The following is a 17,673-nucleotide window of genomic DNA, read 5'->3' as shown; positions in this document are numbered from 1 at the left end:
TTATTTATCTGATTTTAAGCTAAGCGCTTCATCTATTTGCTTAAATAAAAGATCCCGCTCCATAGGATACCCAGCCTTAGATAGTTCGAAGGAACCATCTTTTTTTATGATGAGATAGGTTGGGTAGCCCGAACCTTTAATTTTCGTCATAATATCCTTAGTAAGTTTATCGTTTGCTAAAATATGCAATCCTTCAAGATTAAAATATGGAATTAATTCCTTCCATTTTTTCGCATTTTGCAGATCATAATTGGCTACATAAACATAATCTAATCCTTTGGCTTTAAAATAATCCTTAATTGCCTTTCCATTGGTTTCTATTTCTTCTCGACATGGGCCACACCAGGTTCCCCACATATCTAGTAAAACAGTTTTTCCCTTAGTTAGCGCTAGAACTTCCTCAAAAGTATTTATATTAAGCCCATCATCTTTTGCGAAAATCATTTTCTCATTAACTTTTAACGCTTTTCTTTTAACGATCGGATCTATGTAGGACTGGAGTAAAGGGATATATTCATTTTTGGGATATTTTATCTTAAATCGTTCAAAAATTGGAATAAGGTTGCCTAACAAGGATTCCTGGATTGCATTTTCTAATAGAACAACATATAAGTATTCAGCGGTCTTTCCAGTAAAATACTTAATAATTATCTTCTCCTTTAAATCGTTTGTATTATCTTCTAAAAATTGGCTTTTAGCACCTTCTATACCACCTTTATACCATTCAGCGTAAAATTTTTCTGGGTTTTGTGAGCTTTCTTTCCAAAGCGCTTCCTTTTTGCGGAGCAGAAAAGTGCTTATGAAAGATAAATATTCACCAATATTAATCGCCTCATCATTATTTAGATCTGATAAAGTAAATAAACTGTCTTGTGCCTTTTCCCAGGCTTTAATATTTCGATTGTAGGCTAATTGAATGCCAAATTTATTGTTTTCTTTAAAGGAATAAAAGGTATTTATTGCATCATATTTTAGTTTTAATTCCCATGCTCTTATTAAATTTTCACTTGGGAGATATTGTTTTTTATACGCTTCAAAATTGGCTCTATTTATCGGCTGGTACCGTTTTATTTCATATTCTATTCGAGTTGGCAACGTATCTCCATACAATTTTGTGATTTCGCTACTCTTTTCGAGTTTTAAGGAGGGTTGATTATTATTAGCTCCTTTACCCGTTACAGTAATGCCAAAATCGCTTTTACTGAAATCGGCATTTAGTATCAAGTTATCTCCTGGAGAAATATATAAGTTATAATTTAAGGTTTTCTTTGTATTCGAATCGTAACACGAGATGGCAAAGAACTGTGGCTCCTTTAAATCAAATAGCTTAACAGCTGATTTTTTTTCATCAAGTTGAATAGGAAGGAAGCCGTCTTTAAAGAAATTTCGCGACAGATATTTTTTTGGTTGGATAAAATTTAGACTGGTAACTTCCGTATTGCGAAGGTTGACGGTTAAACGCGCAACCTCTGCGAAAGAAGTAATACTGATTACAAAAAGTGCAAAAGTGAATTTGAATTTTAGCATAGCCTTTTTCTTTATCCCCTAAATATCTGAAAAAATACTTACTCGAGCCTTAATTTTACTTAACAAAAAAGCCGTAGGTTAAATTAATCCATGACAATAGTAAACTAAAACTTATGTGCCTGCCCTTCCGATTTCATCAGCAGCACCACCCAACGAACGTTTTGCTGCTTTTAACGGTTTACCAAATCGATAATTAAAGCCAATGTTAACCACCTGGGTATCTCGCCATAAAATGAAATATTCTTGTGCTCCAGGGAAATCTGTATTCCCTTCCATAGCCTGAGTATAGAAAATATCTCTAGCTGTTAACCTTAAACTTCCTTTTCCTTTCAAAATGGTTTTTACCATCCCCGCAGAAACCTGCCCTGTTGGGGATAGCAATTCTTGCAAATCATTTCGTGCTTGTGTGGTATAAAACCCAGAAATTTCGGCATTTAAGGTCGGGCTAATCCTAAATTGATTATTCATGGTGGTATGCAGTTGCCTAACCGAAGATTTATAATCTACGTTTTGATATCCGCTCAATTTTTTATAGTTAAAATTGCTTTGCGCTGTAAGCGACCACCATTTAAATGGAGAAGTTTGTACCGTAACATATACTCCTAAATTATGCATTTGCCCAACATTCCCCTCGGTGTACACAAGAATATCATTTCCTTCAGATATAAAAAGTTGCGAGAAGTAATTTTTAATGCCGCTATACGCAACAGCGGTCGTTAACACCTGTTTAAAGGAATGGCTTAATTCGAAATTCCAAGTATGTTGCGGTAAAAAAAATGGGTTCCCACGCTGATAGGTGTATTTGTTAATGATAAAAACAAAGGGATTTAATTTTTGATAGGCCGGACGATCAATTCTACGTCCTGCAGTAAATGAAAAAGAATTCGAAGAATCGGCCTCATAAGTTAGGTAACCTGAAGGGAACAAATTCTGATATTTTTTTGAGAATTCAGTGCCTGGTTGAACTGCATTTCCTAACTGATTACCAGTATAATTTGTATACTCGTAACGTAAGCCTACTTGATAACTTAATCGTTTAATTTTATGTTCGAAACTGCTATATACAGAGTTAATATTTTCTTGATATAAAAAATGGTTGCTCTTTTTGAGGTCGGCTGTCCATTCAGCACCATTAAAACGCTGATAATTGGCCGTGTTATCCGTACGGATTGAAGACGACTTTGCCCCTGCTTCGAACTTTGCATTTCTGCCTATTTGCAAAATGTAATCGGCTTTTGCTGAAAATATGCTGAGTTTCGATGGAATATCACCGCGTGAACCTTGAATATAGCTATTTGCATCCGATCTACTGTTTTGAAAGTTCTGATCATTTGAAATTCCATATTTCAAATAGTCAATATCAAAACCTATATCTTGTTTTTTGTTGATGTTTTGTCGGCCATAAACATTGATCGACCCATTTTTTAAGTCAAAATCTGTATCGCTGGTTGTGGTAATGGCAGAATCCAAATTACTTTGTTGATTAAGCCATTTGGCCAAGGCATTTCCTGCACCCATGCGCGAAACAAGGGTTCCTGTTAACGTTAGGCCAAGTGTAAGTGTAGGGGTCGCATAAAAATCGAGACCTGTGCGGAGCAAATTGTTCGTGCTTTTACTCCCTAAATCACTTTGCTGATCTAAAGCCGAAGCTACGGCTCCAAGGGCATTAAAATACCTTCTATAGGCATAAATATTGGTAAAGCCTTTATTATAATTAACGCTGTAGTTCGCAAAGGTATTTATTTTTCCTTGCCTATAGTTTAACATTAAGGAGTTGTTGTTTTTAAAGTATTTGCCATGACCTAATGTTGTAGTAAGGGTGCCATTAAAGCCTTCCTGCTTGTTTTTCTTGGTTTTAATATTGATGATTCCGGCATTTCCGTTGGCGTCGTATTTTGCAGAAGGGCTAGTTATTAGTTCAATTTGGTTAACCTGTGTGGAGCTCATGCTGCCCAATAAGTTGCTCAGCTCGGTACCCGATAAATAGGTTGGCTTATCGTCTATCATCACCAAAACGCTAGATTTACCTTGTAAGCTTATGCTGCCATTTTTATCGACCATAACACCGGGCGACTTCTCTAAAACTTCGAGGACAGTTGTCCCAGTATTTGTTACAGCCGCATCTACATTAATGATGGTTTTGCCTTGTTTACGCTCTACGAGTTGTTTTTTGCCGGTGATGCTTACTTCTTTCAGTTTTTTTGCTGTAGTGTCGGGTTTTGTGATTTGCGCACTTAGGCCTTTAGCGCCGAAAAGCATTATGATCAGCAAAAAAACAGTACAGTTATTGATGATTTTTTGTAAAAGTTGTTTCATCTCAGCCATGAGCTTTTGATCTACATCTTGCAACGCAGAAGCACGATTTTGAATGGCGATTTTCTCCACGTCCGCAGTTATTCTTTCTCCTCTTTTAGTTAAGGTTAAGATTGATCTTCTTCTATCTTCAGGATGATTCTCTCGTGTAAGATAACCTGCATTAACCAACAATTGAATAATCCGTGTAATTGATGCATTATCTTTAAAAACAATCTCACTAATGTCTTTTTGAGAAATATTTGGATTTTCGGCTACGTTTTTTAAGATTAACCACTGGTCTATCGTGATCGTGTATCCCGCCTTTCGTACATTCTTTTGTGCGAATTGATGATAACTTCTAAAACACTTGTCTATAGTGTATAAAAAGGTGTCGTTTAATTTCTCCATGGTTAAAAGTAGATAAATGCAATTTAAGTTGTTGATATATCAATTAAATTTTTACAGTGTAGCAGGAGTATCGAGGTGTGAGTATTGGTACTGAGATTGGATTCAAATTGTACGAGGTTGATCTGTTTGTCCGCTGCGAGACTAGGCATATTGTCTCAATACACCATACTCATATCTCAAATCTATTTCTTATTTTGCACCAATGCAGTTTAAAGAGATAATTGGTCAAGAATACATAAAAACTCACCTTATTCAAACCGTAAAGGAGAATCGTGTTAGCCATGCACAACTATTTTTATCGAGCGAAGGAAGTGGTGCTTTACCTTTGGCTATCGCTTACGCACAATACATTAATTGCCAAGATAAAAGCGAATTGGATAGTTGCGGCGTTTGCTCCTCTTGTCGTAAATATGAAAAATATATTCATCCCGACCTTCATTTTTCTTATCCTTTTTTTGCTTCAAAGGATGTAAAAATTGCGGTTGATGTGTTAGAAGAATGGCGAAATATGCTGCTCGACGATCCTTATTTTAATTTGGATATCTGGCGTTCAAAGCTTAACGCCGAGAATAAACAGGCCAATATTAACATCGCAGAATGTCACGATATTATCAAAAAATTAAGCTATAAAGCTTTTGAAGCCGACACAAAAGTATTAATCATGTGGCTTCCTGAGTTTTTAGATAAGGAGGGAAATGCGCTGTTAAAAATTATCGAAGAACCGCCCGCAAATACGCTTTTTATTTTGGTTGCTCAAAATCAAGAACAGATCCTATCCACTATTTTATCGAGAACCCAGCTTATTAAGATTCCTAAACTAAACGATACAGAAATCGAACAGTACTTATTAAACCATGCCCAATTAATGCAGCATCAGGCTGAAGAATATAGTTTTTTGTCTGATGGTAATTTAATCGACGCAAAATTAGTATTAACCAACACGCCTAATAATAATGCCAGCTATTTTGCCGAATGGCTAAGGATGGGCTTTGGAAATAAGGTTCCGGCGATGATTTCTTTTACCGAAACTGCCGCCAGCTGGGGACGGGAAAACCAAAAAAATTTTTTAAAATACGGCATTAATTTCCTTAGAGAATGTAGCTTACTGCTAAGTGGTGGCGATGAATTGGTTAAATTGCCTCCCCAAATTTTAGAGGTCGCCATTAAATTATCAACTAATGTGTTAAATTTAGCAATGGTTGAGGCCTTAATTATAGAACTCGAAAAGGCACATTACCACATCGAACGGAATGCGAATCCAAAAATTCTGTTTTTAGATGTATCTTTACAATTAGTTAAAATAATAAAGTTTAAATCGCTCCCGAAAGGGACTCAATATATATACGGTTAATATGGGATGTGGAAGTTGTTCTACTGGTGGCGGCTGCGCCCCTTCTGGATGTAAAAGTAATGGGTCTTGCCTTACCGGCGGATGCCAAAAGATGGAGGTTCATGATTGGCTTTCGAACTTAGATATGCCTTCAAATTACGTTCCTTTTCAAGTAGTTGAAGTAAAATTTAAAGGGGCAAGAAAAGAATTTTTTTTAAACAACGATAATATTTACCTCGAAATTGGCGAATTAGTTGCCGTAGAAGGGCCAACTGGCGGTTACGATATCGGGCATGTGTCTTTAACTGGAGAGTTGGTTAGAATGCAAATGAAACGTCGCAAAACGCCATTAGACCAAGTAACCCGTAAAATTTATAGAAAAGCTTCAGAGGCTGATGTAGAAAAATGGAAATTGGCGAAAGATATGGAATGGGAAACCATGCATAAAGCGCGAACACTAGCCTTAGACCTGCGCTTATCCATGAAAATTAGTGATGTAGATTATCAAGGAGATAAAACAAAAGCAACCTTTTTTTATACCGCCGAAGGACGCGTAGATTTTAGGGAACTGATTAAAAAAATGGCCGAAACGTTTCGGATTCGAATCGAGATGCGCCAGATCGGAATGCGCCAAGAAGCAGGTAGATTAGGCGGAATTGGTTCGTGCGGCCGAGAACTCTGCTGTTCTACATGGCTAACTAACTTTAAAACAGTTTCTACAGCCGCGGCTCGTTATCAAAATCTATCTTTAAATACCTTAAAGCTTGCTGGCCAGTGCGGGAAGTTAAAGTGCTGTTTAAATTATGAGCTCGACACGTATTTAGATGCGTTAAAAGATATTCCAGATCGCATCGATGCATTGCAAACTGAAGTTGGTATTGCTCGTCACCAAAAGACTGATATTTTCAAAAAACTAATGTGGTTTAGCTATGCTAACCAAGAAGACTGGATTCCTTTAAAAGTAGACCGTGTAAAAGAAATCATGGCAATGAATAAAAGGGGCGAAAAACCCTCAAACTTAAAAGACGAGGCTGTTGAACTAAAAAATACAACAATTGTCGAAAAAGTTCATGATTATGAAAATGTGGTTGGCCAAGATAGCTTAACACGTTTAGACGAACGATCGAGAAATAAAAACAACCGCAATAAAAATAATCGAAACGATCGCAATCCTAATCGCCCACAGAGCAATAACAACCCTCAGGCTAGACAAAATGCACCCAAAACTCATCAACAAAAGCCAAGAGATCCAAACGCAGTGGCTAAGACCGCACAACAAGCTAGACCAGCCCAGCCTCAAAAACCAGTAACAGGGGGCGCTAATCCAACTGCAACAGGCGTACCAAAACCTGGAAATAGAAATAATAGGAATCGCAATAAGAACCGAAATAAAAACAGACCAACTGATGGAACACCCAATAAACCTTCAAACGAATAGAGCGATTTTATATGTGTTCTTCATTTTGCTGTTCAATAGCTGCACAAACACCAATTTAGCAGATGTAAATCTGGCTATTCCGGAAAATGGCTGGACGTATGCGAAAAGCATAAAAGCAACGGTAGACATTCAAGACCCAGCGCTAACCTACGACGTTTCCTTTAAAATTAGAAATACTTCCGATTACCGCTATTCGAATATCTACGTAATTATGCGCCTTAAAAGTGAGCAACGTTTTTTAAAAGATGGAAGGTATCAGTTTCAACTTGCTAAAGCAACTGGACAATGGATAGGCAAAGGCTCTGGAAATTTGTACAGCAATACCTTTCCCTTGCTTAAAAAATTCCGCTTCCCGAAAGCAGGCAAGTATGAAATCGAGGTCGAACAAAATATGCGCGATAATCCACTGGTTGGAATTAGCGATGTGGGTATTACAGTAGAAAGTATCCGTAAAGATTAAAGCAAGGGCAGCAATTGCTCTAAAGCCATCCCCCTACTTCCCTTTAGTAGCACTAAACTGTTCTTTATCAAATTTTCACTCAAAAAATCACTTGCTTCCTTGCGGCTTTTAAAGAACTTTCCACCAAATTGGCCACTAAATGCAGAGAAATTTTCACCAATAAAAATCAATTCTTCAAAATTCAATTTATTCGCCTGCTCTACAATCTGTTGATGCTGACTTGCCGCTTCTGTTCCCAACTCAAACATATCCCCAATAATAACGGTTTTATGATCTCCTGATAATGCTTGTAAATTCGTTAGGGCGGCACTCATACTGCTTGGGTTGGCATTATAAAAGTCGCAAATGATGGTATTCCGCTCTGTTTTGGTAAGCTGCGATCGATTATTTACTGGGAAATAATTGGCCAAGCCTTTATTAATTGCATCAGGAGCAACATTAAAGAAATCGGCAATGCAAATTGCTGCTAATATATTTTCAAAATTATAGGTTCCAGTTAAATTAACCCGAACATTAAATGCAGCTATTCCTTTAAACCATTTTAAGGAAATTAAAGGGTCGGTATTCATCAATTCGCCACTAATCGCATTGTCTTTATCTGTACCATAAAAAACAATTTTGTTCAAATTAGCCGCGGCAATCATTTCAATCAAATAAGGATTATTACGATACACAAAAGCATAGCCCTTTGTGCTTTTTAGATAGGCGTACAATTCTGCCTTCCCCTTCTTTACGCCTTCAAAACCACCAAAACCGTCTAAGTGCGCCATCCCCACGTTGGTAATTAAACCATGGGTGGGCTGTGCGATTTCGCAGAGCATTTCGATTTCTTTCTGATGATTCGCCCCCATTTCTATTACGGCAATTTCTACATCAAGCGGTAGCGATAAAATAGACAAGGGTACACCAATATGATTATTTAAGTTCCCTTTCGTAGCAAAAGTTTTATACTTTTCGGATAATACCGCTTTAATCAGTTCTTTTGTGGTCGTTTTCCCATTGCTGCCCGTTAAGCCGATTACTGGAATAGCAAATTGCCTGCGGTGATGCTTTGCTAAATCTTGAAGTGTAGTTAATACATCCAAAACCAATATGCACTTTTCATTGACAGCAAATTTTGGGTTATCCACAATTGCAAAAGCTGCGCCTTGCGCTAAAGCGTTCTCCGCAAATGTATTCGCATCAAAATTTTCACCCTTTAAAGCAAAAAACAAACAATCTGCTACAATCGTTCTGGTATCGGTACAAACTACCGGATGTTTTAAGTAATGCTGATAAAGCGACTCTATGCTTGCCATTTTTATGCTCGGGGTAAATATTCATCGTAAAATTACAAATGCAAAGATAAATTCAACTATTCTTTTTAGTATTATTGATAAATAATAGGATTATTAAAGCTTTGACAAAGTAATAGTACGGTGCAAAGCACTTTGTTAAAGCATACACATATCGTTTATGAAAAAATTAATCTCGCTTTCTGCATTACTCTTTCTTACAATTGTCGCAAACGCACAAACGCCCTCTCCCGACGAATTTTTGGGATATCCTTTAGGTAGTCGTTTTACGCCACATCAAAAAGTAGTGGATTATTTTAAAAAAGTTGCTGCTACAACAAAAAATATCCGACTTCAGGTCTATGGAAAAACCTACGAAGGCCGCGAGCTATTGCTTGCCGTTGTTTCTGATGAATCGAACATGAGCCGTTTAGAGCAGATCAGAGTCAATAACCTAAGTTTGGCAAGTGGCGATAAAAATGTAGTTAGAGTGCCAAAACAGCCTGCTATTTTATGGCTGAGCTATAATGTTCATGGTAACGAAGCTAACTCAACCGAAACCTCAATGCGCGTTTTGTATACCTTAGCAGAAGCAAAAGACGAGCAAACCAAGCAATGGCTAAAAAATACAATAGTAATTATCGACCCGTGTTTAAATCCCGATGGTAGAGAGCGCTATGTAAGCTACTTTAATATGGTAAGCGACAAAGTGCCAAATCCAGACCCTTTGGCTAGAGAACATAGTGAGCCTTGGCCAGGCGGAAGACCAAATCATTATTACTTCGATTTAAATAGAGATTGGGCTTGGCAAACACAGGTAGAAACGCAACAACGCTTGGTAGCTTATCATCATTGGCTACCGCAAGTACATGTAGATTTTCATGAGCAAAGTTACAATGAACCCTATTATTTTGCGCCCGCAGCAGAACCTGTTCATCAAGACATTACTCCATGGCAGCGAGAGTTCCAAATAACCGTTGGCAAAAACAATGCAAGGTACTTCGACATAAATGGCTGGCAATATTTTACCAAGGAGCGGTTCGATTTATTATATCCTTCGTATGGCGATACCTATCCTTTGTACAATGGCGCAATTGGCATGACTTACGAACAAGGGGGAATTAGAGCTGGTTTAGCCATTACAACGACTGATGGCGATACTTTAACCTTAAAAGACCGGATAGACCATCACTTTACGACCTCGATGGCCACCATAGAAACGGTTGCTACACATTCAGATAAATTGTTGAGCGAGTTTAAAAAGTATTTCGATCAGAGTGCAATTAATCCTCCCGGCAATTATAAAACCTATATCGTTAAAGCGCAAAATATTGAGCGCTTACGTAAAATGGCCGATCTGTTAAAAAGAAACCAGATTAGCATTGCTTTTGGCGGCGATAAAACTGTAAATGGTTATAATTACGAAACACAAAAAGTTGAGTCATTTAAAGTTGAACGAAATGATTTAATTGTAAACCTGCAACAACCCCATTCTGTTATGGCGAATGTGCTCTTCGAACCACAAACGTTTGTTACCGATTCGAACACTTACGACATTACCGCTTGGGCCCTACCTTATGCATATGGATTAAATGCTTATGGGGTTAAAGAAGCGATAACAGGAAACTTTAATTTTATTGAAGAAAAAAAAGAAGTAATGCCCGTTATTAACAAACCCTATGCATGGGTAATACCGTGGAATGCCGTTGCTGATGCGCAAACCTTGGTTGCCCTGCAAAAAAGAAAAGTAAAAGTACGTTTGGCTGAAGAAGACTTCACTATCGGTGGTAAGGCTTATAAATCGGGTTCTTTGCTAATTTACAGAAGCGAAAATGAAAAAATAAATAAAGATTTGTTAACCCTATTGGCTGATGTAGCGAGGAACCATAACACCACTTTTTATCCGATAAGCAGCGGTTACGTAGAGAAGGGGAAAGATTTTGGCTCTTCTGTTTACAGGCTTCTAACCGCGCCAAAAATTGCCGTGGTTACCGGGCAAGAAGTTTCCTCACAGGGCGTGGGAGAGGTTTGGCACTTTTTTGAGCAAGAACTAAATTATCCTATTACGATGATCAGCACCCAGAGCCTTACTAATCTCGATATTAATAAAATTAATACGCTAATTTTACCAGACGGGTCGTATAGCGATAAAATAGGCGATCAATTAAATAGCTGGATTAATGCCGGTGGTAAGCTATTGCTAATAGAAGATGCCATTAATTCAGTAATTGGTAAAAAGCCTTTTGACATCAAAAAGAAAGAATATCCGAAAAAAGAAGAGAAGGAGATCAATCAACGTAGATATGCTGAGAAAGATAAAGATGATTTAGAGAATTCTATTCCGGGAGCGATTTATAAAGTTAATTTAGACCAAAGTCACCCCCTAGCCTTAGGCCTTGGCAAGTACTATTATACGTTAAAAACGGACGAGAAAATCTATGAGCCTTTAGAGAAGGGATGGAATATAGGCACATTAAAGGATAACAGTTACATGGCCGGCATTGCAGGCGAAAAGGTGAAAAAGAAATTAGCTGTAGGCTTGCTTTTTGGTGTTCAGCAATCGGGCAGAGGAACGATTATCTATTTAGGCACCGATGTATTATTCCGCTCATTTTGGGAAAACGGGAAACAGATGTTCACGAATGCGTTGTTCTTGGTGAACTAGATTATTTAATTGTACCTAGACACATAGCGAAAATAATTAAAAACTATGTGTTCTATGTACCTATGTGGTTAAAAACTTATCTTATAGATCCGTTTTTATCTTTAATTCTTTTAATTGCTTCTCGTCTATTGTACTCGGACTATCAATCATTACGTCTCTGCCTGAATTGTTTTTAGGGAAGGCAATTACATCGCGAATACTATCTAAACCTGCAAAAATAGAGCAAAGCCTATCAAAGCCAAAGGCGATGCCACCATGTGGAGGTGCGCCAAACTCGAACGCATCCATTAAAAAGCCGAATTGTTTCTGTGCTTCCTCGTTGCTAAAGCCTAAATGTTTAAACATTAGTGCCTGCAATGTCCTATCGTGAATACGGATAGACCCCCCTCCAATTTCGGTTCCATTTACCACCATATCGTAAGCATTGGCACGAACATTTTTAGGGTCGGTATCTAATAGCTTAATATCTTCTGGCTTAGGCGATGTAAAAGGGTGATGCATAGCGTGGTAGCGTTCAGTTTCTTCATCCCACTCCAATAAAGGAAAATCAAGCACCCAAAGTGCCGAGAATTTGTCCTTATCACGTAAGCCCAAACGACTGCCCATTTCTAAGCGCAGTTCGCTTAATTGTTTGCGCACTTTATCAGTGCTTCCCGCCATCACTAAAACTAAATCGCCTGGCTGGGTATGAAGTGCGGCCGACCATTTTGCGAGCTCTTCTTCGTTATAAAATTTATCTACAGACGACTTTAACGTTCCATCTTCGCTATGACGAAGGTATATTAAACCAGTAGCTCCAATTTGAGGGCGCTTAACGAAATCGGTTAACTCATCTACTTGTTTCCGTGTATAATGTGCACAGCCTTTGGCATTAATGGCAATCACCAATTCTGCATTATCAAACACGGGGAAGCCCTTTCCCTTTACGATAGCTGTTAAGTCTACAAACTGCATATCGAAGCGTGTATCTGGCTTATCTGAGCCGTACAAGCGCATTGCGTCTGCATATTGCATACGTGGCACTTCTGGCAAATCGTAATTACGTACCTCTTTAAATAAGGTACGAATTAGGCCTTCGAATGTATTTAATATATCTTCCTGTTCAATAAACGACATTTCGCAATCGATCTGCGTAAACTCGGGTTGTCTATCGGCACGTAAATCTTCATCTCTAAAACATTTTACAATCTGAAAATAACGATCAAACCCCGAAACCATTAACAATTGTTTAAAGGTTTGTGGCGATTGCGGCAAGGCATAAAATTCTCCTCCGTTCATTCGGCTAGGCACCACAAAATCTCTTGCGCCTTCGGGCGTAGATTTAATTAGAACAGGTGTTTCTACCTCGATAAAGTCTAATGCATCCAAATATCTACGAACAGATTGCGCCATTCTGTGGCGTAAAATCATGTTGTTTCTGATTGGGTTGCGACGAAGGTCTAAATAACGATATTTCATACGTAGATCATCGCCTCCATCGGTTTTATCTTCGATTAAAAAGGGTGGTAATTTTGCTGCGTTTAGTATTTCTAAGGCACTTACTTTAATTTCGACTTCCCCGGTTGGGATTTCCATATTTTTATTAGAACGTTCTACAACGGTTCCACTTACTTTAATTACGAATTCGCGACCTAAGCTACGTGCGCCCGCACATAAATCGGCATTATCATTCATGTTAAAAACCAATTGGGTGATGCCGTAACGATCTCGGATGTCGATAAAAGTCATCCCGCCTAAATCTCTTGAATTCTGCATCCAACCGCATAGTGTTACATTTTCGCCTAAGTTTTGCAACGTTAACGCGCCGCAAGTTGTTGTTCTTAACATTTTTAATCAAATTTTGAGCCGCAAAAATACCGAATTTTTTTAGACTTACGAAGGCTTAAAGCCTCATAAGTCTAACACAGAAAAAAATTTCTACCTTGATGCAACGTTTTAAAATTTACGTTGTCTTTTAATCAGAACGCTTTAGCATTTGGAAACAGCATATATAGATAAACATGTAGCTCTTGTAAACGATTGCCAAAATGGAAGTCGCAATGCTCAATTTGAAATTTACAAATTGTATGCTAATGCTATGTACAATGTGGCGCTTCGAATAGTAAACGACGAAGCTGAAGCCGAAGATGTTCTGCAGGAAGCATTTCTGGATGCCTTTAGTCGCATTGCAGATTTTAGACAGGAAACAACCTTTGGATTGTGGTTAAAACAGATTGTAATTAATCGGTCTATTAATTACTTGAGAAGGCGTAAAGCTGAGCTTGTACCTATCGAGGGTATAGATGTGATCGACGATGAGTCTGCGGCCGGTGAAGACGAAGTACAATTAAAAATAGAGATGATAAAAGCAGCGATGAACCAGCTGCCAGATGGATACCGATTAGTGTTAACTCTTTATTTATTTGAAGGATACGATCACGAAGAAATAGCGCATATATTAAAAATAACAGAAAACACATCACGTTCGCAATATATGCGGGCAAAGAAAAAGTTGAGTAGTTTATTAGAAATGAACGGAGTAGCAAGATGAACAACAAATTAGAGGGGTTTATAAAAGAAAACAAAAAAGCATTTGAGGCAAAAGGACCATCAGATAAGCTATGGAGCCGAATAGAGGCAGAACTCGACAAGAAAAATAAAAAAAAAGCGATTAAATTCTATCGTTGGCTTAGTGTTGCTGCTTTGTTGGTGATGAGTATAGGCGTTTATAATACCTACACTAAAATGCACAGTGAAATTGAAGTGGCGGATATAAGTGCAGACTATGGCAAAAAAGAGGTTCATTTTGCCGGCTTAATTGAAGAGAAAAGAGATAGTTTGGCGCTTTACTCAAAAGAAAATCCAGATTTATTTAAAAAGTTTGTAGGCGATTTAAAAAAATTGGATGAAAATTATCAAGATCTTAAAAAAGAGTTACAAACCAGCCCAGATCCAGATGCCGTGGTAAGCGAAATGATAAAAAATCTAGCCATTCAAGCAGACATTCTTAGTCAACAATTATCGATAATCAATCAAGTTAATCAATATAAAAAGGAGAACACCATATGACTTTAACCCTCTTACGTATTTCAAGCCTGTTGCTGCTTGCCATACAAGTTAATGCAAAACAATCAATCGCAAACCCCCAACCCATAGTAAGCGTAGAGAATAAGATTACATCAGATGTAAGCACCACTGTAGTGGTAGCACCTTTGGTAAATGTAGTTTTAGACACAAAGCAGTCTACTAACCTTCAAGACCAAGCGCCGCAAAAAATTAAACTTTTTACCAAATCATTTGCCGTCGATAAAAACGATAAAATAAATTTATCAAATGAGTATGGCGCACTAAATATTAAAACATGGGATAAAAATGAAATTAAGGTGGATGCTGAAATTAAGGCCTATGCAAATACCGATTCTGAGGCTCAAAAATTGCTGGATCTTACATCGATAAGCACAAACAAGACGGGGGATGTAATTTCTTTTATGACCGACATCGACCTAAAAAACAATTGGACTAGCGGCAGTAAGAAAAGAGAAGTAAAAGTATTTATGACGGTTTATATGCCGTCTGCAAACGTTTTAAAAGCTTCGCAAGAATACGGAGATCTGCTAATTGGCGATTATAGCGGACCAACTACATTAGCCGTTGAGTATGGCACATTAACCACGGGCGAGTTGAAAAGCAGCACTAATGTAATTCGTGTTGAATATGGAAAAGCGAACATTAAAAGTGTTAACCAAGCAAAGATTAGCCACGAATATGGCAGTGGAACCACCATTGGTTCGGCAGGAACCTTAAGCATTAACGCAGAATATACCAACATTAAATTGGGAAGCGTGAAAGGAAAAGCCATCGTAAATCTTGAATATGCAAAATTGAGCGCAGATAATATTAACTCGAGCTTTGCGGTAACGGCCGATTATAGCACGGTTTCCTTAGGGTTTGATCCAGCATTTAAAGCGGTGCTTAATGTAGCTACGAACTATGGCTCATTTAAATACGGAACCAATGCAAACGTAAGGCGACAAACCACCGGCGATGAAGATCGTTACTCTTCAAAGAGAAATTATACGGGCGATATTGGCAAAGGCGATAATAATAGCGGACAAAGTGTTAGTGTTAGATCTGAATATACCCATGTGATTTTTAAGTAAACAATCCCATAAATAAACGCGAGCCAAACACTTTGACAAACTTTATAAGTTTGTCAAAGTGTTTGGCTTTTCTTTTTATATTCGCAATATATTTTCGTAACTATGGATTTTTTATCAACCCCAGAAGCCTGGATCTCTCTATTAACTTTAACTATATTAGAAATCGTATTAGGGATAGATAACATCGTTTTTATTTCGATATTATCAGGCAAGCTCCCTCAATCGCAGCAAAAAAAAGCACGTCAGCTAGGCTTGGCCTTGGCGATGATTACACGAGTATTGCTTTTATTGTCGCTAAGCTGGGTAATGGGACTCACTTCTCCCTTATTTAACATGGGCAACTGGATTGGGATAACCAACCAAGAATGGCTAGAGAAATTAGCCATTTCAGGTCGGGATTTAATTCTATTGATTGGAGGCCTATTTTTGATTTATAAAAGCACGCACGAAATCCACAATAAATTAGAGGGCGATGAGCAATCGGAAAGCAATATGAAGGCTAATTCGTTTGCAGGAACAATTGTACAGATATTAGTCCTCGACCTCGTGTTTTCTTTGGATTCGGTAATTACCGCGGTGGGGATGGCCGAGCACATCGAAATTATGATTGCCGCTGTAATAATTGCTGTTATTGTGATGATGATTTCGGCTGGAGCGATTAGCGATTTTGTAAATAACCATCCTACGGTTAAAATGCTGGCCCTGTCCTTTTTATTGTTAATTGGCGTTTCTTTGCTTGCTGAAGGCTTAGACCAGCATATTCCAAAGGGTTATGTTTATTTTGCGATGGCCTTTTCGGTGTTGGTAGAAATGTTAAACCTAAAAATGAAAAAGAATCACAAAAAGCCTGTTAAATTAAGAAATGTACCGAAAAATGTCGATGAAAAAGGGTAAAATAATACTGAATTGTTCTTATAGTTAAATTTTGTTAAATCTCTTTGAATTCCGTTTTTCTGGCGTATCATTACTGTAATGAAACGCAATCTAGCTTTAGTCTTTATTTTATTTGCGCTATTTATACAAAATATAAAAGCACAATCTCCGGTTTTAGAAAAAGCTGTTCAGCAACTTAGTGCGATAAAAAACTTAAGCTATGCCGAGAATAGGGTAACAAAAGATTTTTTCTCCGAAGACTTAAGCCAAGAGATTTTTTATGTGCAGCTAAGCAAACGGCTTATTGAGAATGAGAATGTAGCACTATTTGAGTTTACTACCACCGAAAAGAAAGTACTGTTTAATGGCTCTTCTCTGTTGCGACTAAATTCGAAGGAGAAAACGTACCGTATTGACAACTCCGCCAACCTTTCTTTGCACGAACGCGAATCTACGTTTGGATGGCTTAAACTTATGCAAGAGTTTAATGCAAATGCTCCAAACAAGATAAAAACTTTAACAGATACGCTGATTAATAAAATTCCTTGCCATCATATCAAAATTATAGCCCATGACACTGTAATTAGGAATGAGCATCAATATACCATTTACGACATTTACCTTAATAAAGCCAATTTCTTACCCATACGCACAAAAAAAAGTATGTGCGGCAAATTAAGTAAAGGAGGTTATGAAGTAGAGGGCATGATTACCTATAGGCAAGAGCAAACCTTTTCTAACTATAAGATTAATGATAATAACTTCTTGGATTTAAGTCAATTTAAAATCCCTGCAGATTATAATCCCGAAAAAAACGAAGTCGAAAGGCCACTATTAGCAAATGGAACCGATGCCCCAGAATGGTCGCTCGTTAACACCTCCGGCAAACCCCTATCAAGCAAAGAACTAAAGGGTAAAGTTGTGTTAATCGATTTTACTTCGACTTCGTGCGTGGCATGTATTCTTGCCGTACCAACCATGAACACCCTACATCAAAAATATGCAAATACGAATGTTGAGGTGATCAGTATAAACTCTTGGGAAAAAAAAGAGGCCATTTTAAAGTTTGTAAAACAACATCATGTAAATTATCCAATTTACGTAGACCCAAAGAAACTGGAAGAAAAATATAATGTAAGTAGTATCCCAACCTTTTACATCATCGATAAAAAGGGTAAAGTGGCGGCTTCTTTTAGCGGATACAGCGACAAGCTACAGGGCGACCTCATCGCCAAAATAGAGGAAATTAACCAATAAGCGTTAA

Annotated in this window: 13 protein-coding genes; 9 read left to right on the top strand and 4 right to left on the bottom strand. The window is 37.8% G+C overall.

Features of this window, described 5'->3' with window-relative positions; translation table 11 throughout:
- Together WG904_RS05765 and WG904_RS05760 are read right to left on the bottom strand one after the other, a co-directional pair.
- Positions 1-1,527, bottom strand: a complete 1,527-nt coding sequence (locus WG904_RS05765) for a TlpA family protein disulfide reductase (protein WP_339578341.1) — start codon at positions 1,525-1,527, stop codon at positions 1-3.
- 111 nt (positions 1,528-1,638) lie between these two features.
- Positions 1,639-4,230 (bottom strand): outer membrane beta-barrel protein, encoded by a 2,592-nt coding sequence (locus WG904_RS05760; RefSeq protein ID WP_339578340.1) that lies wholly within the window; start codon positions 4,228-4,230, stop codon positions 1,639-1,641.
- Between the two features lie 202 nt (positions 4,231-4,432).
- Between WG904_RS05760 and WG904_RS05755 the strand changes: the two genes are divergently transcribed.
- Genes WG904_RS05755 through WG904_RS05745 form a run of 3 tightly spaced genes read left to right on the top strand, consistent with a single transcriptional unit; the run spans position 4,433 to position 7,458 of the window.
- Complete coding sequence (locus WG904_RS05755) at positions 4,433-5,581, top strand: DNA polymerase III subunit (protein ID WP_339578339.1); 1,149 nt, start codon at positions 4,433-4,435, stop codon at positions 5,579-5,581.
- A 1-nt stretch (position 5,582) separates the two neighbouring features.
- The gene (locus WG904_RS05750; protein WP_339578338.1) at positions 5,583-6,998 is read left to right on the top strand and encodes a PSP1 domain-containing protein; all 1,416 of its coding nucleotides are present in this window, start codon (positions 5,583-5,585) and stop codon (positions 6,996-6,998) included.
- A complete protein-coding gene (locus WG904_RS05745; protein WP_339578337.1) occupies positions 6,967-7,458 on the top strand; it encodes a gliding motility lipoprotein GldH in 492 nt (163 codons plus the stop codon). Before WG904_RS05750 ends, WG904_RS05745 begins: the two co-directional genes overlap by 32 nt.
- Here WG904_RS05745 and WG904_RS05740 read toward each other — a convergent pair.
- On the bottom strand, positions 7,455-8,756 hold the full coding sequence (locus WG904_RS05740) for a UDP-N-acetylmuramoyl-tripeptide--D-alanyl-D-alanine ligase (protein ID WP_339578336.1): 1,302 nt from the start codon (positions 8,754-8,756) through the stop codon (positions 7,455-7,457). The two genes, WG904_RS05745 and WG904_RS05740, sit on opposite strands and share 4 nt — an antisense overlap.
- 157 nt (positions 8,757-8,913) lie before the next feature.
- Between WG904_RS05740 and WG904_RS05735 the strand changes: the two genes are divergently transcribed.
- On the top strand, positions 8,914-11,397 hold the full coding sequence (locus WG904_RS05735) for a M14 family metallopeptidase (RefSeq protein ID WP_339578335.1): 2,484 nt from the start codon (positions 8,914-8,916) through the stop codon (positions 11,395-11,397).
- 81 nt (positions 11,398-11,478) lie between these two features.
- Here WG904_RS05735 and aspS read toward each other — a convergent pair whose 3' ends face one another.
- Positions 11,479-13,224 carry an aspartate--tRNA ligase gene (aspS, locus tag WG904_RS05730; RefSeq protein WP_339578334.1) on the bottom strand — a complete coding sequence of 582 codons (1,746 nt, stop codon included), beginning with the start codon at positions 13,222-13,224 and terminating at the stop codon, positions 11,479-11,481.
- Between the two features lie 148 nt (positions 13,225-13,372).
- Between aspS and WG904_RS05725 the strand changes: the two genes are divergently transcribed.
- The 5 genes from WG904_RS05725 to WG904_RS05705 all read left to right on the top strand — a co-directional run bounded on the left by WG904_RS05725 (position 13,373) and on the right by WG904_RS05705 (position 17,666).
- Complete coding sequence (locus tag WG904_RS05725) at positions 13,373-13,927, top strand: RNA polymerase sigma factor (RefSeq protein ID WP_339578333.1); 555 nt, start codon at positions 13,373-13,375, stop codon at positions 13,925-13,927.
- Positions 13,924-14,445 carry a hypothetical protein gene (locus WG904_RS05720; RefSeq protein WP_339578332.1) on the top strand — a complete coding sequence of 174 codons (522 nt, stop codon included), beginning with the start codon at positions 13,924-13,926 and terminating at the stop codon, positions 14,443-14,445. The genes WG904_RS05725 and WG904_RS05720 overlap by 4 nt, the downstream gene beginning before the upstream one ends.
- The gene (locus WG904_RS05715; RefSeq protein WP_339578331.1) at positions 14,442-15,536 is read left to right on the top strand and encodes a hypothetical protein; all 1,095 of its coding nucleotides are present in this window, start codon (positions 14,442-14,444) and stop codon (positions 15,534-15,536) included. Before WG904_RS05720 ends, WG904_RS05715 begins: the two co-directional genes overlap by 4 nt.
- Positions 15,537-15,638: 102 nt before the next feature.
- Positions 15,639-16,430, top strand: coding sequence for a TerC family protein (locus WG904_RS05710; RefSeq protein WP_339578330.1), 792 nt, complete (start codon positions 15,639-15,641; stop codon positions 16,428-16,430).
- Positions 16,431-16,508: 78 nt separating this feature from the next.
- A complete protein-coding gene (locus tag WG904_RS05705; protein ID WP_339578329.1) occupies positions 16,509-17,666 on the top strand; it encodes a TlpA family protein disulfide reductase in 1,158 nt (385 codons plus the stop codon).
- Positions 17,667-17,673: the final 7 nt, after the last annotated feature.

It is taken from the genome of Pedobacter anseongensis, assembly GCF_037482965.1.
Lineage (GTDB): Bacteria > Bacteroidota > Bacteroidia > Sphingobacteriales > Sphingobacteriaceae > Pedobacter > Pedobacter anseongensis.
Note: the sequence above shows the minus strand (reverse complement) of the source record. Positions and strands in the feature narration are given on the sequence as shown.